The 24077-nt window shown below is 72.8% G+C and carries 19 protein-coding genes; 16 read left to right on the top strand and 3 right to left on the bottom strand.

Annotated elements, in window-relative coordinates; all coding sequences use genetic code 11:
• On the top strand, positions 1-351 hold a 351-nt coding region (locus tag D466_RS0118460), incomplete at its 5' end, for an ATP-binding cassette domain-containing protein (RefSeq protein ID WP_018915136.1).
• On the opposite strand, the gene D466_RS22345 is transcribed toward D466_RS0118460, so the two are convergent.
• Entirely contained in the window at positions 336-2336 is a 2001-nt protein-coding gene (locus tag D466_RS22345; protein WP_018915179.1) for an AsmA family protein, read from the bottom strand. The genes D466_RS0118460 and D466_RS22345 overlap by 16 nt on opposite strands.
• A gap of 186 nt (positions 2337-2522) precedes the next feature.
• On the opposite strand from D466_RS22345, the gene D466_RS0118450 reads away from it, so the two are divergent.
• From D466_RS0118450 to D466_RS22340, 3 genes are all read left to right on the top strand, one after another.
• On the top strand, positions 2523-3716 hold the full coding sequence (locus tag D466_RS0118450; RefSeq protein ID WP_018915178.1) for an FAD-dependent monooxygenase: 1194 nt from the start codon (positions 2523-2525) through the stop codon (positions 3714-3716).
• A gap of 95 nt (positions 3717-3811) precedes the next feature.
• Positions 3812-4537 carry a DsbC family protein gene (locus D466_RS0118445; protein WP_018915177.1) on the top strand — a complete coding sequence of 242 codons (726 nt, stop codon included), beginning with the start codon at positions 3812-3814 and terminating at the stop codon, positions 4535-4537.
• Positions 4538-4547: 10 nt separating this feature from the next.
• Positions 4548-5171: a chorismate lyase gene (locus D466_RS22340; RefSeq protein ID WP_018915176.1), complete on the top strand. Its 624-nt coding sequence runs from the start codon at positions 4548-4550 to the stop codon at positions 5169-5171.
• Between the two features lie 34 nt (positions 5172-5205).
• On the opposite strand, the gene D466_RS0118435 is transcribed toward D466_RS22340, so the two are convergent.
• Positions 5206-5928: a HugZ family protein gene (locus D466_RS0118435; protein ID WP_018915175.1), complete on the bottom strand. Its 723-nt coding sequence runs from the start codon at positions 5926-5928 to the stop codon at positions 5206-5208.
• A gap of 191 nt (positions 5929-6119) precedes the next feature.
• On the opposite strand from D466_RS0118435, the gene tssB reads away from it, so the two are divergent.
• The 12 genes from tssB (at position 6120) to D466_RS22325 (ending at position 23575) form a co-directional block, all read left to right on the top strand.
• Positions 6120-6668 (top strand): type VI secretion system contractile sheath small subunit, encoded by a 549-nt coding sequence (tssB, locus tag D466_RS0118430; protein WP_018915174.1) that lies wholly within the window; start codon positions 6120-6122, stop codon positions 6666-6668.
• Positions 6669-6731: 63 nt separating this feature from the next.
• The gene (gene tssC, locus D466_RS0118425) at positions 6732-8276 is read left to right on the top strand and encodes a type VI secretion system contractile sheath large subunit (RefSeq protein WP_018915173.1); all 1545 of its coding nucleotides are present in this window, start codon (positions 6732-6734) and stop codon (positions 8274-8276) included.
• Between the two features lie 83 nt (positions 8277-8359).
• Complete coding sequence (locus tag D466_RS0118420; protein ID WP_018915172.1) at positions 8360-8845, top strand: type VI secretion system tube protein Hcp; 486 nt, start codon at positions 8360-8362, stop codon at positions 8843-8845.
• Positions 8845-9414 (top strand): type VI secretion system lipoprotein TssJ, encoded by a 570-nt coding sequence (tssJ, locus tag D466_RS0118415; RefSeq protein WP_018915171.1) that lies wholly within the window; start codon positions 8845-8847, stop codon positions 9412-9414. The genes D466_RS0118420 and tssJ overlap by 1 nt, the downstream gene beginning before the upstream one ends.
• 56 nt (positions 9415-9470) lie before the next feature.
• Positions 9471-10805: a type VI secretion system baseplate subunit TssK gene (gene tssK / locus D466_RS0118410; protein WP_018915170.1), complete on the top strand. Its 1335-nt coding sequence runs from the start codon at positions 9471-9473 to the stop codon at positions 10803-10805.
• A 13-nt stretch (positions 10806-10818) separates the two neighbouring features.
• Positions 10819-13329 carry a type VI secretion system tip protein TssI/VgrG gene (gene tssI, locus D466_RS0118405; RefSeq protein ID WP_018915169.1) on the top strand — a complete coding sequence of 837 codons (2511 nt, stop codon included), beginning with the start codon at positions 10819-10821 and terminating at the stop codon, positions 13327-13329.
• Positions 13326-14687: a type IVB secretion system protein IcmH/DotU gene (gene icmH / locus D466_RS0118400; RefSeq protein WP_156004452.1), complete on the top strand. Its 1362-nt coding sequence runs from the start codon at positions 13326-13328 to the stop codon at positions 14685-14687. The genes tssI and icmH overlap by 4 nt, the downstream gene beginning before the upstream one ends.
• Positions 14684-18493: an ImcF-related family protein gene (locus D466_RS0118395; RefSeq protein ID WP_018915167.1), complete on the top strand. Its 3810-nt coding sequence runs from the start codon at positions 14684-14686 to the stop codon at positions 18491-18493. Before icmH ends, D466_RS0118395 begins: the two co-directional genes overlap by 4 nt.
• Positions 18494-18793: 300 nt before the next feature.
• On the top strand, positions 18794-19375 hold the full coding sequence (gene tssE / locus D466_RS22335; RefSeq protein ID WP_018915166.1) for a type VI secretion system baseplate subunit TssE: 582 nt from the start codon (positions 18794-18796) through the stop codon (positions 19373-19375).
• Entirely contained in the window at positions 19375-21261 is a 1887-nt protein-coding gene (gene tssF, locus D466_RS0118385) for a type VI secretion system baseplate subunit TssF (RefSeq protein ID WP_018915165.1), read from the top strand. Before tssE ends, tssF begins: the two co-directional genes overlap by 1 nt.
• Positions 21261-22346, top strand: coding sequence for a type VI secretion system baseplate subunit TssG (gene tssG / locus D466_RS22330; protein WP_018915164.1), 1086 nt, complete (start codon positions 21261-21263; stop codon positions 22344-22346). Before tssF ends, tssG begins: the two co-directional genes overlap by 1 nt.
• Positions 22343-23575 carry an ImpA family type VI secretion system protein gene (locus tag D466_RS22325; RefSeq protein WP_018915163.1) on the top strand — a complete coding sequence of 411 codons (1233 nt, stop codon included), beginning with the start codon at positions 22343-22345 and terminating at the stop codon, positions 23573-23575. The genes tssG and D466_RS22325 overlap by 4 nt, the downstream gene beginning before the upstream one ends.
• Positions 23576-23836: 261 nt before the next feature.
• On the opposite strand, the gene D466_RS22320 is transcribed toward D466_RS22325, so the two are convergent.
• On the bottom strand, positions 23837-24077 hold a 241-nt coding region (locus tag D466_RS22320), incomplete at its 5' end, for a transposase (RefSeq protein ID WP_018914295.1).

Here is a 24077-nt window from a genome sequence, read left to right as displayed (position 1 = left end):
TTCGAGCTGTTCCCGGACCTGGCGAAAAAGCGCCGCGACGCGGCCTCGACCCTGTCGGGGGGGCAGCGCAAGATGCTGGGCATCGCCAAGGTGCTGGTGGCCGAGCCGAGGCTGCTGCTGATGGACGAGCCCTCGTCGGGGCTGGCGCCGGTGTTCGTCAAGCAGGTGATCGACGTGCTGCGCACGACCATCGGGGGGGGCACCTCGCTGCTGATCGCCGAGCAGAACGTGGCCTTCCTGGCGCTGGCCGACCGCGGCTACCTGCTGGACCACGGCAAGGTGCGCGCCAGCGGCACGCGCGAGGAACTCGAGGCCAGCGACGCCGTGCGCGAGACCTACTTCGGGTTGTGAGCGACGGCCTCGGCCGTCCAGCGATAGCTCGGCTGCGAGGCGCTGCCGCGAATCGACAGCTGCTCGGCTGCGCGCGGCTGTCGCGCCGGGGCCGCCGGCGCCAGGCGCAGGCGCAGCCCGCGGGTGGCGAGGTCCACGCTGCCGCTGCCCACCCAGGTGCCCGAGGCAGCGTGGAGCTCCAGGCTGTCCAGTGTCGCGCTGCCTTGCGCGACGCTCGCGCGGGCCTCCAGTGCATGGAAGGCGCTCGAGGCGTGGGTCACGCTGCGCCCGGGATCCTGCAGGTCCACGCCGAGCAGCTGGCCCTTGCCCATGCTCAGGCCGACGCTTCCGCTCGCGCCCTGCGGCGCCGCGCCGCCCGGATCGCGCCATTGCAGATCGGCCTGCAGCTTCGCGTTGCCCTGCAGCGCCGCCTGCCCCACCAGGGCGTCCAGCAGCGAGCTCGTGGACACGTCGCTCAGGCTGGCGTGCAGCGCGGCGCGCGGCCCTTCGAGCGCCGCGCTGCCGTTGGCCTGCAGCGAACCGCCCCAGGCCTTCGCCTGCAGGCTGTCGAGTACCAGCTCGGAGGCATCGTCGTGCGCCTGCGCCTGCACCTGCGTCCAATGGAGCGGGCCCCATCGCAGCGAGTCCGCCTGCAGGCTCAGGCTGGCGCCGGGCAGCTCGTGCAGCCAGGCGCGGGTGCGCTGCCAGCCGGCGGCGTCGGGCACCGCCCCCAGGTCCAGCGACCTGGCCTTGGCCTGCAGCTGCCAACCGGCGGCGTCGTGCAGCAGCGCCAGCTGCAGCGGCGAGCCCTCGTGCTCGCCCTGCAATTGCAGTTGCAGGCCCTTGGCGCTCGAATAGCTGCCCTTGCCCTGCGCCTGCCATTGCCCGGCGCGCGGCGCCGAGCCCCAGGTGGCGTGGGCCTGCAGCGCGTCGATGCGCAGCTCGCCGGCGGGAAGGTTCAGGTGCGCTCCCAGTTGCAGCGCCAGGCCCAGCGGGCGCGGCGCGGCGCGGCTGAGCTGCAGGCGTAGCTCGGGCAGTTGCAGGTCATCGTCCGGCCCGCCGCCCGCTGCCCCGCGCAGTTCCAGGTGCAAGGTGCGCGGAGCGGCGCCCAGCAGTGCCTCGCCGTGCAGCGCGGCCACGTGCATCTTGTTTGCGCTCCACTGGAGCATCGGTTCGTCCACCTGGATCTGCAGCGGCTTGCCGTCGCGGGCGCGGCCCTGGGCACGCAGATGCAGGTCCTGGATCAGCAGGCCGGACGCGGGGCCCGGGTTCCAGTGCACTTGCGCGCGCAGGTTGCTCAGCAGGTGCGCGCCGCCCAGCATGCGGCCGTCGCTGCGCAGCAGCAGGTTGCGCAGCGACACCCCCGTGGCCGAGTCCGCGTGCAGCTGGCCCTGCAGGTCGAAGCTGGCGGCCGCGTCGGGCGAGGCCAGGGATGCGCGTCCGCGCAGGCTCAAGGGGTGCCAGCCACCGCGCCCGATGCCGCTGGCGCGCCCGTCGACACCGTCGAGCCGGCCGTCCAGCCCACGCGCCGCATCGCGCAGCACGACGTCGCCGCCCTGCACGCTCAGTTCGTGAATGTCCAGCGCGGGCATCCTGCTGCCCGGCGCCACCAGGAGATCGGAAAAGTTCCAGTGCCCCTGCGCATCCCGGCGCAGTTCCACGCGCGGCGCGTCGAAGGCGATTCCGTCCACCACGAAACGCCGGCGCAACAGGGCCAGCGCGTTCAGGTGCAGGCGCATGTCGGCGGCCTGCGCGAAGGGGGTGTGGTCATCGGCCTCGCTCAGCCGCATCGGGCCGGTCTGCAGCGTGAAGGGCGGGAACAGGCGCAGGCGCAGCGTGCCGGGGAGGTCCAGCCGGCGGTGGTAGCGCTGTTGCACCGATGCGATGAGCACGGACTTGAAGGCGTCCGGATTGAAGGCCAGCAGGGCCAGGCCCACGCCGCCGACCAGCAGGATGGCCAGCGCCAGCAGTGCCGCGACGACGATGCGGATCAGGCGCGCGGCCATGCGGCGGCGGGCACCCGGCCGGGGGAGCGCGAGAGCTGCAGGACAGGGCCGCGTGGGCGCGGGCTGGGCATGGCGAGGCAGGCTCCGGGTGGCGCAAGGGTGCACAATGCACCCCTTGGTCCTGGGACCAAGGCATCAGGGTTGAATCAGGCTTTCGCGATCGATTCTAGGCATAGCGGAGAGGGCATGACCATGCTGGGCGACGATGTCGCGGTGGTGGGCGGCGGATTGGTGGGCAAGGCGGCCGCGCTGGCCCTGGCCCAGGCCGGCCTTCGCGTCAGCCTTTGCGGGGCGCGGGAGGCTCCCGCCCAGGCGGCCCAAGGCTTCGCGCAGCGCATTTATGCGCTCAACGAGGCCTCGCGCGACCTGCTGCGCAGCCTGCGCGCCTGGGACCAGATTCCCGGGCAACGCGTGCAACCGGTGCAGGCCATGCGCATCGCGGCCGACGGGGCCGTCCTGCGCTTCGATGCCTATGCCCAGGGCGTGGAGTCGCTGGCCTGGATCCTCGAATCCGACGCCATCGAGCGCGCGCTGGACCTGGCCCTGCGTTTCGAGCGCGGCGTGCGGGCGATGCCCGAGCCCGTGGCCGAGGCGCGCCGCGCGCCGGACGGCTGGGAACTGGAACTCGGCGGCGGCGCCCGGCTGCATGCCAGCCTGCTGGTGGGAGCCGACGGCCGCTCCAGCCGCGTGCGGGAATGGAGCGGCATCGGCCTGCGCTCGCGGCCCTACGGGCAAAGCGCCGTGGTGTGCAACTTCGCCTGCGCGGCCCCGCATGGCGCCGCGGCGCGGCAGACCTTCACCGCCGACGGGGGCGTGCTGGCGCTGCTGCCCCTGCCCGGGCAGCAGGTCTCGCTGGTGTGGTCCGCCCCGGACGCGCTGGCCGAGGAGCTGCGCCAGCTGGCGCCCGAGCAACTCGCGCGGCGCGTGGAACAGCACCTGGACGCCCTGCAGGCGGGCCATCTGGCCCCGTTGCAGGCGGCGGGAGCGATCGGCGCCTGGCCGCTGGTGCTGCAGCGCGCCGACAGCGTGGCGGCCGAGGGCGTGGCCCTGCTCGGCGACGCCGCGCACGTGGTGCACCCGATGGCCGGCCACGGGCTCAACCTGGGGCTGCAGGACGTGCAGGCGCTGGCGGCGGTGCTGGGGCGGCGTGGTGCCGGCGAAGGCCTGGGCCAGCTGCCGCTGCTGCAGCGCTACGCCCGCGCCCGCGCCGAACAGGTGCTGGCGCTGGAGCTGGCGACCGACGGTTTGCACCGCCTATACTCCCCTGGGCTTCGCTGGATGGCGCCGCTGCGCGCGCTGGGCCTGCGCGCCACCGATCGCCTGCCCCTGCTGAAAAGCTGGCTTGCGGGCTATGCTTCAGGTCGTTCGGTGCTTTCCTGAACCCGGCGCCGAAATCCGCCCGAGAAACCCGAAGCCCTGAAATGTCTCGCGCCTGCACCACGGCGCCCCGGCCCCATTCCTGTGAGAATCCTTCCATGAACTTCCGACGCTTCCTGATCAGCGCGGCCGGCGCGCTGGCCCTGCTGGTCGGCAGCGCGCACGCTGCCGACAACACCGAGCAGGTGCGGCGCGCGCTGTCCAAGCTGCTGCCCGATTTCCCCGCCTCGGCGCACATCGTCAAGACCCCCTACGCCGGCCTGTACGAGGTCGACTTCGGCGACCACGTGTTCTACACCGACGCCACCGGCTCCTTCCTGTTCGCCGGCAACATCCTCGACACCCGCTCGGGCGTGAACGTCACGCAGGCGCGCGTGCAGCAGTTGCAGAAGGTCGATTGGAACCACCTGCCGCTGAAGGACTCCTTCAAGGTGGTCTACGGCAACGGCGCCCGGCAGGTGGCGGTGTTCGAGGACCCCTACTGCCCCTTCTGCCGCCAGTTCGACAAGAGCCTGGCCAAGGCCGGGAACATGACCGTGCACGTGTTCCTCTACCCGGTGATCAGCAAGAACTCCCCGGCCAAGTCGCGCCAGATCCTGTGCGCACCCGACCCGGGCCAGGCCTGGCAGGCGTGGATGGGCGAGCACAAGGAACCGCCGCCCGCTCCGGCCAGCTGCAATTCCGACGTGCTGCAGTCCAACCTGCAACTGGGCCAGAAGCTCAACATCCAGAGCACCCCCACCACCTTCCTGCATGACGGCACGCGAATCACCGGTGCCGTCGAGTACGCCGACCTGGTGAAGGCGCTCGATTCCGCCAAGTAAGGGCGCATGCATGGCCGGCGTCGCCGCGACACTCCGCCGCGGCGCGCCCGGGCCGCTGCACGGCCGCGCGCACTGGCGTGAGCTTCCCCGCGCCGCGGCCTGTGCGCCGCGTTCGCTGCTGCCCTTCCTGCTCGAGCACGGCTCGCTCAGCCGCCTGCTGCGCGCGCATGGGCGCGAGCTGCGCGTGCTGCGCCTGTGGCAGGGCTTCCACGCGGGCCCCGCGGGCGCGCTGTGGACCCGCGAAGTGCTCCTGCTGCTCGACGGCGTGCCGGTGGTGTGGGCGCGCAGCGTGCTGCCGGCCGGGGCGCTGCGCGGACCGTGGCGGGCCCTGCGAGGCTTCGGCACGCGGCCACTGGGCGACTGGCTGTTCCAGCGCCCCGACCTGCGGCGCGGCCCGCTCGAACTTCGGCGCCTGGGCGGCGCGCATGTCCTGGTTCGCGCCGCCGCGCGCGCGCTCGGCCGCGCCGGCTTCCCGCACGCCGCATGCGCGCCGTTATGGGCCCGCCGCTCGGCCTTCCTGCGCCGTGGTTGCGCGCTGGAGCTGACCGAGCTGTTCCTGCCGGCCGCCGGCGCCTTGCGCCGAAACGCCGGGGTCCAGGCGCCCGAGGCGGGCGGGCAGCCGCAGGGCGCCTGATCCGCGGCGCCTGATCCGCGGCGCTCGCACGCACTCAGCCCGGCTCGCGGCTGGCCTGCGCCAGCGCCACCAGCGCCGCGCGCACCGCGGCGGCGTCGCACGCGGCTTGTCCGAACTCGAAGCGCAGCACCCGCTCGTCGGCGCGCACATCGAATCCGTCCACGTCCACCCCGATCATGCGCACGCTCGCCGGCTGCAGGCCGTGCACGTGACGGCAGTAGGCGCGCAGGTTGGCCTCGTGGTCGGCGTTCATGTGTTCGAGGATCGACGCCTCGCTGTCGCCCAGTGTGTTCGTGGGCGGCGCGAAGTCCGCGGCGTCGATCCAGTGGATGCTGCCGAAGCCTCCGATGAAGCGCACCGCCTCCACCCGCAGGCGGTAGAAGTGGAAGTCGTGCATGCCGAAGTAGCCCTCGGCTTCGGGGAAGCGCCGCAGGTAGCGCGGCCCCAGCGCATGCTTGTCCGGCAGGCGCTCGGCACGCCCCACCAGGGTTACGCGCCCGGCCGCCTGCGGGTCCTGCGCGCAGGGATGCGCGATCAGGCTGCAGCGCGGGTCGGCATCCAGGTTGCGCGTGTGCTCGGCCAGCGTGGAGATCAGGATCACCGGGCAGGCTTCATGGTCGAGCACGAAGGGCGCGATGGATCCGAAGGGCGCGCCGTCCAGGCGCCGGGACAGCGTGGACAGCACGCCGTGCGGGTGCGTGCGCACGAAGCGCCGGGCTTCGACGGCGCGGTCGGGCTTGGGATCGGGAGCGGACATGGCGGGTCGGGGGCCGGAGGGGATGGCTGCATTCTGCCCCGAACGGCCGGCACCGCGGGCAGGCCTGAATGTCCGACACACCCCCACGCTTCGTACGGGTAGCGGAACTTCCGGCGCGTATCGAAGTCTATGTCTTGGTCCCCCGACCTCATCGCGCTTCCCCAGATACCACCAGCCCCGCGCCGCATGCCATGAGCCAGAGCAGCCAGAAATTCATCGCCCGCAACCGCGCGCCGCGCGTGCAGATCGAGTACGACGTCGAAACCTATGGAAGCGAAAAGAAGGTCCAGCTTCCCTTCGTCATGGCGGTGCTCGCCGATCTGTCCGGCAAGTCGGAGCGCCGCATTCCCGACGTCGCGCAGCGGCGCTTCGCCGAAATCGACATCGACAACTTCGACGAGCGCGTGAAGGCGCTCGCGCCCAGAGTCGCCTTCACCGTGCCCAATACCCTCAGCGGGCAGGGGCAGCTGGCCGTCGACCTCAGCTTCGAAGCCATGGAGGACTTCTCGCCCGCCGCCATCGCCTCCAAGGTCGAGGCCCTGCAGTACCTGCTGCGCGCGCGCACCCAGCTGGCCAACCTGCAGACCTACATGGATGGCAAGTCCGGGGCCGAGGAACTCGTGCGCCACCTGCTGCGCGATCCCGCCACGCTGCGGGCGCTGGCGCAACTTCCGGCGCCCGCAGCCACGCCCGAAGCCACGCTCCAGCCCCCGCGTTCCGACGAGCCCGCGCAGCCCTGAGCCCGCCGGCGTGGCCCTCGGGCCGCGCTCCCCCGATCCTTCCGCAGCTCCCGTCCCAGAGCCATGTCCCAGCTTCCCCCGACGACTTCCCTGGACGCCCCCGCGCCGCTTCGCGACATCGCGGCCCCGAACCTCGATCCGGCCCCCCTCGTGCCGCCCGGCGAGCTCGCCCAGCTGCGGCGCATCGCCCAGGAATTCCGTCCCCGCGGGGAATTGCAGCGCGCGGCGGTGGAGAGCGCGGTGCGTACGCTGGCCGAGCAGGCCCTGGTGCACAGCACGACCGTCAGCGACGACGCCTACGCCTGCATCGAGGCGGTCATCGCCGCCATCGACGCCAAGCTCACCGAACAGATCAACCTGATCCTCCATCACGAGGACTTCCAGGCCCTGGAGGCGGCGTGGCGGGGCCTTCACCACCTGGTGTCCAACACCGAGTCCGACGAAATGCTCAAGATCCGCTTCATGGACCTGAGCAAGGACGAACTGCGCCGCACGATGCGCCGCTACAAGGGTGTCGCCTGGGACCAGAGCCCGCTGTTCAAGCGCCTGTACGAGGACGAATACGGGCAGCTCGGCGGCGAGCCCTACGGCTGCGTGGTCGCCGACTACTACTTCGACCACGGCGCCCCCGACGTCGAACTCCTGGGCGCCATGTCGCGGGTGTGCGCCGCCGCCCATGCCCCGCTGCTGGCCGGCGCGGCCCCGTCGACCCTGCAGATGCAGAGCTGGCAGGAGCTGGCCAATCCGCGCGACCTGGCCAAGATCACCGGCAACCTGGAACACGTCGCGTGGAACAGCCTGCGCGACACCGACGACGCCCGCTACGTCGGGCTGGCGATGCCCCGCTTCCTGGCGCGCCTGCCCTACGGCGCGCGCACCAACCCGGTCGACGAGTTCCATTTCGAGGAGCGCACCGACGGCAGCGACCATCGCAACTACGTGTGGGCCAACGCGGCCTACGCGCTGGCCGTGAACATCAACCGCAGCTTCAAGGAGTTCGGCTGGTGCTCGATGATCCGCGGCGTGGAATCGGGCGGCACGGTCGAGAACCTGCCCTGCCACACCTTTCCCACCGACGACGGCGGCTTCGACATGAAGTGCCCCACCGAGATCGCCATTTCCGACCGGCGCGAGGCCGAACTGGCGCGCGCCGGCTTCATCCCCCTGGTGCACCGCAAGGGCACCGACCACGCCACGTTCATCGGCGCCCAGTCGCTGCAGCGCCCGCAGCAGTACGTCGATCCCGATGCCACGGCCAACGCGCAGCTGTCCGCGCGTCTGCCCTACCTGTTCGCCAGCACGCGCTTCGCCCACTACCTCAAGGCCATCGTGCGCGACAAGATCGGCTCCTTCAAGGAGCGCGAGCACATGCAGCGCTGGCTCAACGAGTGGCTGATGCAGTACGTGGATGCCGATCCGGCCAACTCCTCGCAGGCCACGAAGGCGCGCCGCCCGCTGGCCGCGGCGGAAGTGGTGGTCGACGACGTCGACGGAAACCCCGGTTACTACAACGCCAAGTTCTTCCTGCGCCCGCATTTCCAGCTCGAGGGCCTGACGGTCAGCCTGCGCCTGGTCGCGCGCCTGCCCTCGGTGCCCAGGAGCGCGTAGCGCGCCGGCGCGTGGCGACCCCCTTCCCACCCGGGCGCGCCGGCCGGCCCTGAGCCGCACGCCCTTCACCCAAAGGAACCATCATGGCGCAGGATATCTTTCTGAAACTGGACGGAGTCGACGGCGAAAGCCAGGACGGCTCGCACAAGGACGAGATCGAGCTGATCGGCTGGCAGTGGAGCATGCAGCAAAGCGGTGCCATGCACAGCGGCAGTGGTGGCGGCGCGGGCAAGGCGCAGGTGGGCGACCTCGAGTTCACCCACCGTCTCGACCGGGCCAGCCCCAACCTGATGCGCATGTGCCTGACCGGCAAGCACATCGCGAAGGCGGTGCTGACGGTGCGCAAGGCCGGTGGAGAGCCGCTGGACTACCTCAAGCTCACCATGGAGGACGTGCTGGTCACCAGCGTCAGCCCGAGCGTGCAGAGCGCGCAGGCGGAGCAGGGCCAGGAACAGGTCCACCTGTCCTTCGCCAAGGTCACCCAGGAATACCAGGTGCAGAACCAGCAGGGCGGCCCCGGTGGAACCATCACCGCCGGCTACGACCTCAAGCGCAACCAGGAGGCCTGATGCGCGCGCCGCCCCAAGCGAAGGCGGCCTGGGCTCCCGCGATGCTGCGGGAGCGCAGGCGTTGCCTGTGTTCCGGCGCGTGCCTGGCCGCGGCGGCGATGCTCGGCGGTTGCGCCAGCAGCGGCGCGGCGGGAGCCTCGGCGCCCGGCCTGCTCAAACTCGACCTGCGATTCGTGGCCGCCGCGGACGTGAACCCCAATGAACGGGGACAGCCCGCGCCCATCCTCGTGCGGGTCTACGAGCTCAGCTCCCGGGACCCTTTCGATACCGTCGACTACTTCAGCCTGGCCTCGGACGACAAGGCCGCGCTGGGAGCCAGTTGCCTGCACGTGGAGGAACTCGTGCTGCGCCCCGGCGAGCAGCGCAGGCTGCAGCGCAAGGCCTCCGCCGGCATGGCCGTGCTGGGCGTGACCGCCGCGTACCGCGATCTGCCCCAGGCCACCTGGCGCGCCAGCCGCGAGGTGCCGCAGCCGCAGGCCCACTGGTTCGACGCCGTGCTGCCCACGCCGGTCCTGCGCGCCGAGGTGCAGCTGAGGGCGAGGGCGCTCGAGATCGTGGTCGATCGCTGAGCCGCCCTCCAAGGCCACGCAGCCGTGATGTCACGAAACCAACCCGGGAAGCAGGCATGGTCTGGTTCAACAAGGTGAGCTGGAGCGAGGGGCTGTTCCTGTCGCCGCAGATGTTCCAGCAGCAGGAACGCTACCTGGAGCAGCAGGCGCACAGGCGTTGCGAGCCCCTGGGGCCCTTGTTCTGGGGCTTCCAGTCCCTGGCCCTCGAAACCAGCGCGCTAGCCTCCGGGCGCCTCGAACTCGCGCATGCTCGCGGCGTCTGGCCCGACGGCCTGGCTTTCGACATTCCGTCGCTGGCCATGCCGCCGGCGGCCCTGCGCATCGATGCCGACCTGGTCGGTCAGGAGATCGTGCTGGCCCTGCCGGCCGGCGTGGCGCAGGCGCAGGACGTGCACCTTCCGGATCAGGCGCCCGGCGCCACCCGACACGCCGTGTTCGACGCCGATCTGCAGGACGTGCAGCCCTCGGGCCAGGGGGCGCGCAGCGTGCAGTTGCTTCGGCAGACACCGCGGCTGATCCCGCGGTCCGCTCTGCCCGCAGGCTGGATGGACCTGGGCGTTGCCCGAGTCGCCGCCGTGCACGCGGATGGCAGCGTCGAACTCGACCCGCGCATGCTGCCGCCCTGCACCGCGGTCGAGGCCAGCGATGCGCTGGTGCGCTGGCTGGCCGACCTGCAGGCGCAGCTGGAGCGGCGCGCCACCTCGCTGGCCCAGCGCCTGACCGGCGAGGCACGCATGCAGTCGCCCGACGTGGCCGATTTCCTGCTCCTGCAATTGCTCAATGCCTACGCGAGCCGCCTGGGCCATCTGATCGAACTGGGGCGCGCCGCGCCCGAGCGGGTCTACGCGCTGCTGCGCAGCCTCGACGCCGAACTTTCCACCTACCTGCGCGGCGACACGCGCCGACCGATTCCCCTGCCCGGCTATACCCATGCCGACCCGGGTGCCAGTTTCGTGCCGCTGCTGGATGACCTTCGCGACCTGCTTCACAGGACCCTGCGCCGCGGCGCCGAGCCGATCGCCTTGCGCGACGAATCCCACGGCATGCGCGTGGGAACGATCGATCCAGCCGAGCTGCAACAGTTCAGCGCCCTGGTGGTCGCGGTCGGCGCGGACATCGAGGCCGAGGCCCTGCTGCAGCAGTTCGTGACCCAGGCCAAGGTCGGCCCGGTGGATCGCCTGCCGGAACTCGTGCGCCTGCACCTGCCCGGCATCGTGCTGCGCCCGCTTCCGGTGCCGCCGCGGCAGATCCCCTACCGTTCCGAGCAGGTGTACTTCCAACTCGAAGCCGAAGGCGCGCTGTGGCAGCAATTGCTGGCCAGCGGCGGCATCGGCATCCACATGGCCGTCGAGTTCCCGGGCCTGTCGCTGCAACTCTGGGCCCTGCGCTGACACGATGAGCCCCATGCGTTCCGAACCGCCCCGCCACGGGGCTTTCCCCGCCTCCGGGCTTCCCGGCGCCGTGCACCTGGCCGGCCCCGCGCTGCGGGCCGGCTTCCCCGAGGGCGGTGATCCCCACGGTTGGCAGTTGCTGGAATTGCGCGGCCATGAAGCCATCAACCACGGTTTCGACTACGAGGTCCTGCTGCAACGCCGCCGACCGCTGCCAGGGCCTGCGTCCCCGTGCCCGGTCGCGGGCCAGGATTCGTGTCCTGATTCGTGTCCCGATGCGTACCCGCAAGCGCACGCGATGCTCGGCCGGGAACTGCAGATCTGGCTGCCTTCTGCTGCCCCGGAGTCCGTAGCGGCCGCGGGGCCCGGCGGCCGCTGCATCGCCGGCATCGTCACCCAACTGGACCAGCCTGGGCACGAGGAGCCCGCGCCGGCTCGCCGGGTCACGGCCGGATCCGGTGCATCCACCCCGCAGGGCCCGATGCTTCGGCTTCGCCTGCAGCCCTGGACCCGCCTGGCCGACATGCGCGTGGCCAGCCGGGTGCACCAGGACCGCAGCGTGGTCGAGGTCCTGCGCGAACTGCTCGGGCGTTACGAACATGCCTGGGAGCTGCGCCTGCAGGGGCACTACCCGCGCCTGGACTACCTGGTGCAGTTCGACGAGACCGACGGCGAGTTCCTGCGGCGCCAATGCGCGCGCTGGGGCCTGCACGCCCACTTCGAGCATGGCGCGCAGGGTCACTGCCTGGTGCTGGGAGACGGAGTGCATGCGCTGCGCGATCCGCCGGTGGGATCGAGCGCCGTGCTGGAACTGCGCTCCCATGCCCGGCCCGACGAAGCCGGCGTGCTGCAGGCTCTGTGCACCGAGGATGCGCAAGGCGTGGCGACCTGGATCTCGGCCGCGCATCCGGAATGCCACCCGGGCGCTCCGCGCGTGTGGCGCGACGATTCCGGCGCGGACGCCGACGCCGCCCATACCTTGATCCGCTGGCACGGTGCCGACGGCGTGTGCCGGCCGCGCCGTGAACTCGACGCGCAGCCGGAGCAGCAGGGCGACGCCCTGGCCGAGTCGCGGCTCAACCGCCGGCACGCACGGCAGGGGCGGCGCGGGCTGCACAGGGTGCTGGGAAGCGGCACGCTGTCCGGGCTGGCCGCGGGCTGCCGCCTGCGCCTGCGCAGCGCCAGTGGGAAGGCCGAGGAGCGCCACTACGTGCAACGCAGCAGCCTGTGCTGGCAAGCCCCTGCCGCGGCCCAGCCGGCACGCCCGCCGGCGGTGCAGGTCGAGTTCGAGGCCCGTCCCGTCGACGACGAGGTGTGCCCGATGCCCCCGATCCGCGCTTCGCGGGCCCTGGGCGCGCAGACCGCCACGGTGCTCGAGGCGGCGCGCTCCGAGTCTTCCTTCACCGATGCCGTCGGGCGCCTGCGGGTGCGCCTGCACTGGGCCCATGGCGATGCCGACGCCAGCACCTGCTGGATCCGGCTGCTGCGGCCCGCGGCGGGCGAGGCCATGGGCTGTGCGACCTGGCCGCGCCCCGGCGAGGAAGTGCTGGTCGAGTTTCTCGACGGCGATCCCGATGCGCCGGTATGCCTGGGCCTGCTGCGCAATCCGGCGAATGCCACCCAGTGGCCGCTGCCGTCCACGGCCGCGATCTCCGGCTGGCACACCCACGCATTGCGCGAGCACGCGCAGGACTGCGCCGACGAGGGCGGAAACCGCCTGTTGCTCGACGACCGCGAGGGCGCGCTGCAGGCGCAGCTGGCCAGCGACAGCGAAGCCAGCGCATTGCGCCTCGGCCAGCACGCTCCGGTGAGCCGCCGCGACGGTCGGGGATCCCCGCGCGGCGAAGGTTTCGAGTTGCGCAGCGACGCCGGCGTGGCCGTGCGCGCGGCGCGCGCGCTGCTGGTGCTCAGCGGGGCCGCTTCGCGCGCCGCGCAGGACATCGTGCAGCCGCTGCGCGCTTGCCGTCGCCAATTGCGCGAGTGGCTGGACCGGCATGCCGGCCTGCGGCCGCCGCGCGATGCCCGCGATGCCATGCCCGAAGGTCCGGCGGCGGCGCTGCGTGCCGACCTGGACACCGGCAGCACCCCCTTGCTGCTGCAGGCCCAGGCCGGCCTGCACCTGAGCAGCCCGCGCGACGCCCAGGTGGATGCCCGCGCGCAGCTAGCCTGCAGCGCCGAGCACGATCTTCTCGCCGGCTGTGGCGACGCCATGCTGCTGCACGCCGACGGCGCGGCCCTGCTGGCCGGCGCGCGGCAGGGGCTGCAATGCGTGGTTTCCGAAGGGCCGCTGAGCCTGCTGGCTCCCCAGGCGCAGCTGCAACTGCATGCGCGCTCCCTGCTGCGCATGGGATCCGCGCGGAAAGGGGTCCGCCTGCAGGGCGCCGGCTCGCTGGTACTGCAGGCCGCCGGCCAGTCCCTGCAGCTGGGGCCCGAAGGCCTGCGCCACCACAGCGGCGGCTCCTGGCAGCTGCGGGTGGCGGGCCGGCAGTGGGGCGCCGCGCCGAGGCCGGAGCGAGCATCATGATGCCGGGCACCCTCTCCGAAGCGCCGTGGCCGGACGCGATCGCGCGGCCCGCCGCTGGCGAGCCCGGCGCCGGCCTGCCCGGACCGGCACCCCTCGGCGATGCCGGGGCTGCGCCGGGTGCGCAGGTCACGGCTCGCGGCGCGACGCCCCGCAATCCCCTGCTGCATGCCGCGGGCGCGCTGCTGCGTGCGCTGGCCGCGATCCAGTGCGCGCAGGAGGCGCCGGCCTCCGGCTTGCGCGCCCTGCATGACCGCCTGGCGCAGGAAGTGCTCGAGTTCTCGCGCGCCTGCGACCGTGCCGGACTGCGCCACGAGCACATGCTGGCCGCGCGCTATGCGCTGTGTACGGCGCTGGACGAAGCCTTGAGCTGCAAGCCCTGGGCAGGTGGCGAGCAGTCCAGCGTCGGCCCCTGGTCGCAGTACGCGCTGCTGCAGGAGTTTCATCAGGAAGGCGAGGGCGGGCGCACCGTGTTTCTGCTGATCACGCGCCTGGCCGCGCAGCCCCAGGACCATCGCGACGTGCTCGAGCTGATGCTGCACATCCTGGCGCTGGGTTTCATGGGCGATTACCGTTGCCGCGCCGACGGCCAGCAGGCGCTGGACCAGGTACGGCGCCGCCTGCTGGGCATGCTGGGCGGCGACACCCAGGCACTGAGCGTGGCGCCTCACGCGCGGGCCGCCCCCGCCGCCGCGCCGCCGGGACCCTGGCGCGGCCTGCTGCCCTGGGTCCTGCCCGCGATCGCGCTGGTGCTTTGGGCGGGCTTTGCCTGGAGCTGGCGCGACCAGGTGCTGCAGGGCTCCACGGCGGTGCGCGAACAACTGCTGAGCCTGCGTGCCGAGGCCGAGGCCGCGCTGTCCCGCCCCGCCCCCTCGCCGTCCCGAGCGCCGCAGCCCGAGCCCGTCTCCGCGGCGCGCGCCGACGTCGATCCCAGGGCCTGGCTGGCCACTCCGATCCGCGCCGGCCAGCTGGAGGTGGCGCCCGAAGCCGACGGCTGGCGCATCGGCCTGCGCGACGCGCGCATGTTCTCCCAGGGCAGCAGCGAACTGGAGCCCGGCGTGGCCACGCTGCTGCGGCAGGTGGCCGCGATGCTGCAGGCCCATGGCGGGCAGGTGCTGGTGCTGGGCTACACCGATGCCACCGGTCCGCGCGCGGATCCCTCGCTGAACCAGGAACTCTCCAGGCGCCGCGCCGAGGCCGTCGCCGCCCGCCTGGCGCAGGACGGCGTGCCGGCCAGCCGGGTGCGGGCGATCGGACGCTCCAGTGCCGACCCGCTCGGGGACAACGCCACCGAGGCCGGGCGGGCGCGCAACCGGCGCGTGGACATCGTGCTGCGCGGCACTCCCGGAGGCGCGCCGTGAAGGGGCTGCCGATCCGCCTGCCCCGTGTCTCGCCGCGCCTGGTCGCGGCGGTGGCGCTGGGCCTGGCGCTGGCCGTGGTGCTGGCCATCGCGGGCCCGCTGCTGAGCGTGGGCTTCGGTCACCCGCTGGCGCCCGCGGGCACGCGCGCGGCGCTGGTGCTGCTGGTGCTCTGGGGAGCCTGCCTGTGGGCGCTGCGGCGCTCGCTGCTCGGCCCCGTGCTCGGCCTGGGCTGCCTGCTCATCGTGCAGGGCGGCGCCGAACTCGCGTGGGCGCAGCACCGGCCCCTGCGCCCCCTCGCGCTGCGCGCGCTGCTCGTCGGCCTGATCGTGCTGGGCTACCTGGCCTGGCTGGCCTGGCGTGCATGGCGCCGCGACGGACGCGAGCACGACTTGCGCCAGCTGGCCGGCGCGGTGCGACGCCTGCTGTTTCCCACGCCGGCCGAGGCCCGGCCCGAGCGCCTTCACGGCGCTCTCGCACTGCAGTTGCAGGAGGCGCTGCGTCAGTGGCGCCAGTTGCACGCGCGCGGCGGCTGGCGCGGACGCCTGGACGCCTGGCGCGCACGCAAGGATCTTCCCTGGTACCTGCTGCTGGGAGCCGAAGGCGTGGGCAAGAGCTCCTTGCTGGCCGCCTCGAGCCTGCGCCTGCTGCGCTGCCAGGGCATGGACGTCGCCGAACAGGAGCCCGCGGCATGTACCTTCTGGCTGGGCGAGCGCGCGATTTTCGTGGAGAGCCCGGGTTCCTCGGGCTCCCAGCGATCGCCGGGCCCCGCTGGCGGGGCCGCGGAGCCCGCGCTCGGCCACGGCGCGCCGGCTCCGGCGCCTGTGCCCGCACCCGGCGCCGCGCCCGGCGAGGATCTTGCCGGTGCGGACACGCCCGCCGGTGCCGAGACGGCCGATGCGGACGCCCGCTGGAGCGCCCTGCTGCAAGGCCTGCGCGGGCGCGGTGCCCAGGCCGCGCTGCACGGCGTGATCCTGGCCGTGGACGTGCCGCTGCTGCTGCAGGGAGTTCCGGAGCGCCTCGCGCAGTCCGCCCTCGCCGCGCGCCGCCAACTTCTGCAGCTGCGCGCCACCCTCGGAGCTTCGCCGCCCGTGCACCTGGTCCTGACCAAGGCCGACAGCCTCTCCGGCTTCGAGGAATACTTCGGGGCGCTCGACGCCCATGCCCGGCGCCGCGAGCGCCAGGATCTGTGGGGTTTCGTCGTTCCCGAGGGTTCCGCAACAGGCGGCACCCCGCATCCCGCGGCTGTGCTGCGCGACGAACTCGACCTGCTGCATCGCCGTCTGGAGCAACTGTTGCCGGCATGCCTGGAACAAGACTTCTCGCTGCAGGGGCGATGCCGCATGTACGAGCTCCCGCATGCCTACGCCGAGCTCGCCGCCCGCCTGCGCGGCTGGATCGACACCGTGTTCGCTCCCTGGCCCGAGGCGCCGGCCTCGGTGTCCCGCGGGCTGCCGGCGCGCCCTGCGGGCGTGGCGGCGGCTCCCGGCTTGCGCGGGGTCTTCCTGGAGAGCTGCACCTCCTGCGATGCCGAGCCGCCGCTACCCTCCGAACCGGGGCGCTTCGTGGCGGGCATCCTGCGCATCGTGCTGGCTGCCGATGCCGCATCGGGCCTGGCCTTGGCGCCGGCCCGGGCGCGGCGACGCCGGCGCCAAGGCTTCGCGGTCGCCGCCTCGCTGCTGGCCGCGGCCGCCGCCTTCCAGGGTCTGCACCTTTCCTACGCGCGCACCCGCGGCCAACTGGACGTGCTGGGGCGCCAGACCGAGGGGCTGCAGGCGCAGGCAGCCACCGCCCTGCGCCTGCCGTCCGGCACGCAAGCCTGGGACGGCGCGCTGCAAGGCGCCCAGGACCTGCTCGATGCCTGCCGCGGTATGCGCGCGGCCTGGCCGCTGGGCGCCATGGCGCTGCAGCCGGTGCGCGGCGCGGCGCAAGCCGTCGCGCTGCGGCTGCAGACGGCGCTGCTCGCGCCCCGACTGGCCGCGGACCTGCGCGGGCAGATCGAGCAAGCCATGCAGCGTGACGACGACGCCGGTGTGTTCGCGGCGCTGCGCGCCTATCTGATGCTCCACGACCCCGCGAGCTTCGAGGCGCCCGTGGTGCTGGGCTGGGTGCGCGGCCACGCGTCGAACGAACTGCTCGAACGCGCCTTGCGCGCGCCGGCGGGCGTGCTGCAGGATCCCCTGCCCGCCGACGATGCGCTGATCCAGCGTGCCCGCGAATGGCTGCTGCGCAGGGGGCGCCCGCAACGCCTCTGGTTCATCGTGCGCGAGCAGCTGCCGCGGCAGCTCGAGCCTGCGGAGTACTCGCTGGCCACGTGGCAGGGCACGCGCGCCGAGCGTCCCTTCCGCCTGGCCTCCGGGCGGCCGCTGAGTCGCGGCGTGCCGGGCTGGTTCAGCCCGCAGGCCTGGAATGGCGTCATCGCGCCGCATCTGGCGCAATGGGCCGCGGCCGCCGGCAGCGTCGACCGCAGGGTGCTCGGAGAAGGCGCGGGGGTCGCGTCCGACGAACTGCTGAGCGAGGAGCTGCGCCACGCCTACTGGCTCGAATACGCACGCGAATGGAGCGCCTTCCTGGGCGACATCCGTCCGCAGCCCATGCCCGGCCTGGAGCCGCAGCTTCAGTACCTGCAGTCCATGGCTTCCGAGAACTCGCCCTTGCTCGATCTCGCGCGCCAGGTCTGGCTTGAACTGCAACCGCTGCGCGCCGCGCAGACCGCGGCCTCCGACCCGGTGGCCGCTCGTCTGCTGGAGTTGCAGCCCCTGGCCGGAGCCGACGCGGACCCCGCCGCGGTGCAGCGCCTGCGAGGCTGGCTCGACGACTACTACACCGCGGCCAGCGTGGCGGCCAGCTCGATTCGCGCCGGCAAGCCGCCAGAGGCCGAGATCGAACAGGCCGGCGCGAAGCTGGAGGCCCTGGCGGGCACGCTGCCCGCACCGATCGGCCCGGTCGTGCAAGGACTCGGCGGCGACGCCGCGACGGCCCTGCTCGGCGCAAGCGGCACGCTCGCGCAGACCCAGGCCGCCCAGATCTACGCCCGCATCGCCGCGGCCTTCCAGGAGCAGGTCGCGCAACCCTGCGCGCGCACCCTCGCCAACCGGTTCCCGCTGCGTCGCGACGGACCGGATGCGGATCTCGAGGACTTTCGCGCCTTCTTCGCCCCCGCGGGGGCGGCGGACAGCTACTTCCGCGCCTACCTGCAGCCCTGGGTCGACACCTCGAGCCGCCCATGGCGCTATCGCAGCGCCGCGGCCGCCGGGCCCGGCTTGCCGTCCGCAGTCGGCGCCGCAGCGTCGCCGGACGAATCCGCGAGCGGGCCGGTGGCCCGCGAACTGCTCGATCTGCTGCGCAAGCGCGGCCCGGACCCGGAAGCCTTCGCGCGGGTGGCCCAGGTGCGCAACGCCCTGTGGCGCAACGGCGCCGGCCCCCAATGGGATTTCGACCTCAGCGTTCCCGAGCTCGACACCCGGTGGGCCATGCTGCGCCTGGACGTCGACGGGCGGGACATGCGCTACGCGCACGGCCCCGTGCTGCCCTGGCACGCCGCCTGGCCCGCGCAGCGTCCCGGCAGCGGCCACGCGCGCATGCGCTTCGAGGGCCTCGACGCAGGCGAGGTGCTGGAGCTCGGTGCGCAGGGCCCCTGGGCGTGGATGCACCTGCTGGCCCAGGGCCAGCGCCTGGGCACGCCGCCGGGCGGCGGCATCGATCTCGCCTACGGCCCGAAGGGGCGCCGCGCCGTGTTGCACGTGGGCGGACCGGAGCCCAACCCCTGGAAACCCGGCATGCTGGAGGGCCTGCAATGTCCCCGTTGAACCCCCTACGTCCGCCGCCGTGGATGGCCGCCTTGGGAGAGCACGACGCTCCGGGCCTGTTCGAAAGGCCCGCGCCGCCTTCACCGCTCTCGGTCCTGCACAAGCACGGCGCCCGCAGCCTGTCGCCGCTGTCCCTGCCCGGCCCGTCCTCCCCGCCGTGCACGCCTTGCACGCCTTGCACGCCGAGTGCATGTACGCGCGCACCCGCGAAACCCCGTCGCCCGGATGCGGAGCTTGCGCGCATCGAGCACCACGTCTGCGCCCTGGATTCACCATGCCCCTAGCCTCGCCATGCCTCTAGTGTCCCCGCGATTCCTCCCAGGCTCCGCCCGGCCCGAAGGGCAGGCGCTGCCGCCCATCCGCGAGGCCCGGCTCGGGCCACGCACGCGCCCCAGCCTGTTCGAGCGCTTCTGCGCCTCGGACGCAGCCGCACCCACCAGCGCACGCGCCGAGCGCGAGGCCCTGCGCGCGCTGGTGCTGCGCGACCTCAGCGCCCTGCTCAACAGCACCAATCATGAACATCTGCTCGATCCCACGCGCTTCGGGGCGGTGCTCGAGTCCTGCTGGAACTTCGGCCTGCGGTCCATCTCCGGCAATTTCGACGGCCCCAGGGCCTGGGACGAGATCGAGCAGTCGCTTCGCGCGGCCATCGATCGATTCGAGCCGCGCATCCAGAAGGGCTCGGTGGAGCTCACCGTGCTGCACGATGCGGGCGTCGCCAGGCACAACATGCTGAGCTTCCAGATCCGCGGACTCATCCGCGACCTCCCGCAGGCGTTGCCCTTCGTCGTGCGCTCCGCCCTCGACCTCGAGACCCGCCGGGTCTGGTTCGACGCGCGCGAGGGGACATCGGGGCCCGAGCCCGTGGCGGAGCGCGGCTGATGCATCCCCGGCTGCTCGAATACTTCAGCCAGGAGTTGCTCTACATGCGCGAGGGCGCCGCGGAATTCGCGCGCATGCACCCCGGAGCCGCCGCGCACCTGGGCATCGGTGCGCCCGAGGTCGCCGACCCCTACGTGGAGCGCCTGATCGAAGCCTTCTGTCTGTTGTCGGCGCGCACCCGCATCAAGCTCGACGCCGAGTTCCCGCGCTTCGCCGACCGCCTGCTGGAAGTCCTGCATCCGCACTTCCTGGCCCCGATGCCGGCGATGGGCGTGGCGCGCCTGCGCCCACGGCACGACGATCGCACCCTGGACGCCGGTGTGCTCGTTCCCGCCCACACCCGCCTGTGGAGCAACCTCGAGCATCATGCCGATACCCCCGTCGAATGGCGCAGCAGCGCCGAGCTGCGGCTGTGGCCGCTGGAGCTCGCCGAGGCCCGCCTCGAGGCCGGCGTTCCGGAACTGGGGCGCGCATCCCGCGGCCTGCCCGCGCAGGCGCGGCTGAGGGGATGCCTGCGCCTGCGCCTGCGCACCCTGGGCGAATGGCGCCTGCGGGACCTGCACGGCCTGGACAGCCTGCGCATCCACCTCGCGGGCGACCTCGCCATGGGCTCGCGCCTGTTCGAGCTTCTGCATCGCAGCTTCGCCGCCTGCGCGGTGCGCGCCCCGCAGGCCGCGCATGGCGCCGGCGAATTCCGGCTGCTGGAGGGCGAGGTCCTGGCCTATGAAGGCATGCACCCGGAAGCGGGCCTGCTTCCGCTGCGCTACAACACCCTGCGCGCGCACAACCTGTTGCAGGAATATTTCCACGCCCCGCAATGCCTGTACGAGTTCACGCTGCGCGGCCTCGCGAAGGCCCTCGGGGAACTCGACGCACAGGCCGTCGACCTGTACCTGCTGCTGGAGGACGCGCCGCCCGATCTGTGCGCCTGGGTCGACGCCGGGAGCCTGGCGCTGTTCTGCACGCCGGTGATCAATCTGTTCGAAGCCCGCACGGACCGCGTGCACCTGAGCGAGGACCGCAGCGAATACCAGCTGCTCGGCGACCGCTCGCGGCCCCTGGACCACGAGGTCTGGGCGGTCGAGCAATTGGAGGGCCACCGCCGCGGCACCTCCGACCTGCTGTGCTTCAGGCCCCTGTACCAGACCCTGCACCGCGACGGCGGCGACCATGGCCGCTATTTCGCCGTACGACGGGCCCAACGTGCGCCCTCGGATGCCGTGCGCCGCTGGGGAGCCCGCTCATCCTATGTGGGAACCGAGGTGTTCGTCAGTCTGGTCGACCAGTTCGAGGCCCCGCTGTCGGTCGACATGGACCAGATCTCCGTGCGTGCGTGGCTGACCAATCGGGACCTGCCGCTGTGGATCGGCGGCACCACCCCCGCGAGCCGGGCCTTGTCGGTGGAGGCCGCGGTGGCGTCGGCCGAACTGCTGCGCGCGCCATCGCCACCGCGCCCGCCCGTGGCCATGGAAAGCGGTGCGTGGAACCTGATCCGCCTGCTCGGCATGCATCACCTGCCCCTGGCCGAACTGGACGGGGAGCAGGCGGCGCAGGCGCTTCGTGAACTGCTCAGCCTGTTCGTGCGCAGCGACGACGCCGACGCGCTGCGGCGCATCGAGGCGCTGCGCGCGGCCAGAATGGCCTGCACCACGCGGCGCCTGCCCGTCGCGGGTCCGCTGGTTTTCGGGCGCGCGCTGGAGTGCGAACTGGAGCTCGACGACGAGGCCTTTGCGCCTGGCAGTCCGCTGTTGCTCGCCATGGTGCTCGACAGGGTGCTGGCCCAGTACGTGTCCATCAACAGCTGCTCCCGTGTGTCGCTGCACTCGGTGCAGCGTGGCGCCCTCTGGGCCGGCCCGCTGCGCATGGGCACGCAGGGCGTGATCTGATGGCTTCGCAGCAGCCGCGCGGCGCCGCGGCCGGCGACCCCGCCCCGGACCCGGCGCCGCCGCAATGGCTGTTGCGCGCCGAGCGCGAACCCTGGCGCCATGAACTGTTCGCGCTGTTGCGCCGGCTGTGCGCCCACGCCGTGGACCATCCGCGCATCGGCGAGGCGCGCCTGCCGCGCCAGGAATTCGTGCGCCTGGGCCAGCAGCCGAGCCTGGCCTTCGCGCCGAGGGAGATCGCGCAGGTGCGCGCCGGCCCGCGGCAGGTCCGGGTGTTGTGCTTCGGCCTGGGCATGCTGGGTCCCAACGGCGGCCTGCCGCTGCACTACACCGAATTCGTGCGCGAGCGCCTGCACGCCTCGCGGGACGCCGCGCTGGCCGACTTCCTCGACCTGTTCCACCATCGCGCCATGTCCCTGCTGTACCGCGCCTGGTTCCAGGCGCAGGCGGCGGCGGCCCTCGACCGCCGGCACGACGAGCGATTCACGCCCTACATCGCCAGCCTGGCCGGCGACAGTCCCCGGCACCCGCCGTCGGCCTGGCCGGCGCATGCCCGCTGGGCCAGCGCGGCCCAGCGCCTGCGGCCGAACCCTTGCGCGCAGGGCCTGGCCAGCGCGCTGCGCGACTATCTGTGCGTGCCGGTGCGGGTGGATGAATTCGAGCTTCAATGGTTGCAGGTGCAGGACTGCGAGCGCAGCCGCCTGGGTGCGCAGGACCGCGGCGCACGCCTGGGCGATGCCGCGATCCTGGGCGCCAGGGTGCCCGACCGCCAGGGGCGTTTCTGCATTCGCGTGGGCCCGCTGGATCTCGCCGGGTTCCTGGAGCTCCTGCCCGGCTCCGGCGGCCGCGCCCTGCAGGCCGTGGCGGCCTGCGTGCGCGGCTTCGTGGGGCGCGAGCTCGACTGGAGCCTGCGCCTGCTGGTGCCCGGAGCCGAGTTGCGCGCCGCGGCCCTGGGCGGCCCCGATGCGCTGGCGCGCAGCGCCTGGCTGGGCGACCCCCGCGCGGCCGCGGACGCCGCCGGCATGGTGGCGGTGCAGTTCGACCACCCCGTCCGCGAATCCTTCCCCCCACCCAGGAGTTGTGCATGAGCAGCCCCCAACGCCGCCTTCGACGAGACGCGGCCGTCCGGTCCGCGCGCGCCGAACCCGCGGCCGGCAAGTCCGATACGTCCGACGAGGCCGACACGTCCGACAAGGCCTGGAGCCCGGCCGCCAGCCCCGACGAATCCGCCGGCCTTCCCGCCGAGCTGCGCGCCTGGCTGCAGCCCCTGCCCGGCTCCTGCCCGGCCGGGCCCTGCCTCGAATACACCACCGAATACGCCGCCCTGCAGGCGCGCATGGCCGCGCCCGTGGAGGTGCAGTACGGAAACTTCACCCAGCGCCGCGAGGCTCCTCCCTGGCGGGAGGTCGAACGCGAATGCCATGCCCTGCTGCAGCGCAGCCGCGACATCACCTTGCTGGTGTGGTGGCTGCGTTGCCGCGTGCACAACGCCGGCGCACTCGGCCTGGAGCAAGGGCTGTACTGCATCGTGCAACTGCTGCGCCGCTTCGGCGAACACCTGCATCCACAGGCGCGGGTGGACGGCGAGCACGACCCCGCGATGCGTGCCAACGCGCTGGCCCTGCTGGGCGACGCCGAGGGGCTGATGGCCGACGTGCGTGAACTGGTCGCGCTGCGCACTCCGGGCGGGCAGCAGCGGGTGCGCGACGTCGAGCGCGCGCTCACGGCGGATGCAAGCGCGCGCGAAGCCCTGCACGCCTCGCTGGCGCGCAGCTGGATCGACGAGGAATCCGAACGGCGCGCGCTGGGAGGTGCCCGCGCGGCCCTCGCGGAACTGTTGGCGTGGGCACACGAGGACCTGGGTGGCGCGGCACCCGATCTGGGCCCGCTGCAGCGCTTGCTGGAACCCTTTGCGCCTCCGGCGCCGGCGGCACCCGAAGCCCCCGACGCCCCAAGCCCGGACAAGGCGCGCAACGACGGCGAGCCGGCACCTCCCGATGGGCCCATGCTGCAAGGACCGTCCAGTGCAGCCGCGCCGGCAGCGCAAGGCGATGAGGCCCCCGCATCGCCCCAGTCCGCCAAGGCCGCGGCGCAAGCCGGCGCCCCTGCGCCCGGCACCGCCGCGCCGCGCGAACCCGGCGACCGCCAGGCGGCCCAGGCCAGCATCGCGCTGGCCCGCGCCTGGTTCGAACGGAATGAACCGAGCAGCCCGGTGTGCGTCCTGCTGCGCCAGGCAGAGCGGCTGGTCGGCAAGCGCTACGCCGAGGTGGTGCAGGCGATTCCCGCCGAGCTGCTGGCGCGCTGGGAGTCCCCGTGATCGTCTCCCGGCGCCCGCCATGCCCCCACGCTTGTCCGCCATGACCCCACGCTTTCTAGTGTCCTGTCCCGCTAATCACTGGCATTTCGTTCGTGTGCCTGCGGGAGCGATCGTCGGTTGCCCGCACAGGGTCCAGACTGGACGTCTGGGCCCTGTGCGGGCGGCCGGCGAGGGCCCCGCAGGCGCCGAACCCTTCGGGCTGGGTCGCGTCCCGCGACGTGGTGTAGGTCCACAGCCCGGACAGGCTGAGCTACACGGTACTCAGCGTGCCACAGCGGACAGCCGAGTCGGGGCAGTATCGCAGAGCGACTGAAGGCCTTCAAGCTGCATATACCGGCGATTCAGCGACCACTCGTCGTTCTGCTCCAGCATCATGGCGCCGACCAGGCGTGTGATGGCCGCGTCGTTGGGGAAGATGCCCACGACGTTGGTGCGGCGCTTGATGTCGGCGTTCAGGCGCTCGAGCGGGTTGGTCGAGTAGATCTGCGCCCAGTGCGCCTTC

This window comes from Thiomonas sp. FB-6, from assembly GCF_000377645.1.
GTDB lineage: Bacteria > Pseudomonadota > Gammaproteobacteria > Burkholderiales > Burkholderiaceae_C > Thiomonas_A.
This window is presented reverse-complemented; position numbering and strand designations above follow the sequence as displayed.

Bases quoted from the DNA above. Each gene is read 5' to 3' on its own strand.
- D466_RS0118420 (WP_018915172.1), top strand. From the start codon at position 8,360: ATGGCGCAGGATATCTTTCTGAAACTGGACGGAGTCGACGGCGAAAGC.
- tssB (WP_018915174.1), top strand. From the start codon at position 6,120: ATGAGCCAGAGCAGCCAGAAATTCATCGCCCGCAACCGCGCGCCGCGC.
- D466_RS0118435 (WP_018915175.1), bottom strand. From the start codon at position 5,928: ATGTCCGCTCCCGATCCCAAGCCCGACCGCGCCGTCGAAGCCCGGCGC.
- tssI (WP_018915169.1), top strand. From the start codon at position 10,819: ATGCGTTCCGAACCGCCCCGCCACGGGGCTTTCCCCGCCTCCGGGCTT.
- tssJ (WP_018915171.1), top strand. From the start codon at position 8,845: ATGCGCGCGCCGCCCCAAGCGAAGGCGGCCTGGGCTCCCGCGATGCTG.
- D466_RS22345 (WP_018915179.1), bottom strand. From the start codon at position 2,336: ATGGCCGCGCGCCTGATCCGCATCGTCGTCGCGGCACTGCTGGCGCTG.
- D466_RS22340 (WP_018915176.1), top strand. From the start codon at position 4,548: ATGGCCGGCGTCGCCGCGACACTCCGCCGCGGCGCGCCCGGGCCGCTG.
- tssG (WP_018915164.1), top strand. From the start codon at position 21,261: ATGGCTTCGCAGCAGCCGCGCGGCGCCGCGGCCGGCGACCCCGCCCCG.
- D466_RS0118450 (WP_018915178.1), top strand. From the start codon at position 2,523: ATGACCATGCTGGGCGACGATGTCGCGGTGGTGGGCGGCGGATTGGTG.
- tssK (WP_018915170.1), top strand. From the start codon at position 9,471: ATGGTCTGGTTCAACAAGGTGAGCTGGAGCGAGGGGCTGTTCCTGTCG.
- D466_RS0118445 (WP_018915177.1), top strand. From the start codon at position 3,812: ATGAACTTCCGACGCTTCCTGATCAGCGCGGCCGGCGCGCTGGCCCTG.
- tssF (WP_018915165.1), top strand. From the start codon at position 19,375: ATGCATCCCCGGCTGCTCGAATACTTCAGCCAGGAGTTGCTCTACATG.
- icmH (WP_156004452.1), top strand. From the start codon at position 13,326: ATGATGCCGGGCACCCTCTCCGAAGCGCCGTGGCCGGACGCGATCGCG.
- D466_RS22325 (WP_018915163.1), top strand. From the start codon at position 22,343: ATGAGCAGCCCCCAACGCCGCCTTCGACGAGACGCGGCCGTCCGGTCC.
- tssC (WP_018915173.1), top strand. From the start codon at position 6,732: ATGTCCCAGCTTCCCCCGACGACTTCCCTGGACGCCCCCGCGCCGCTT.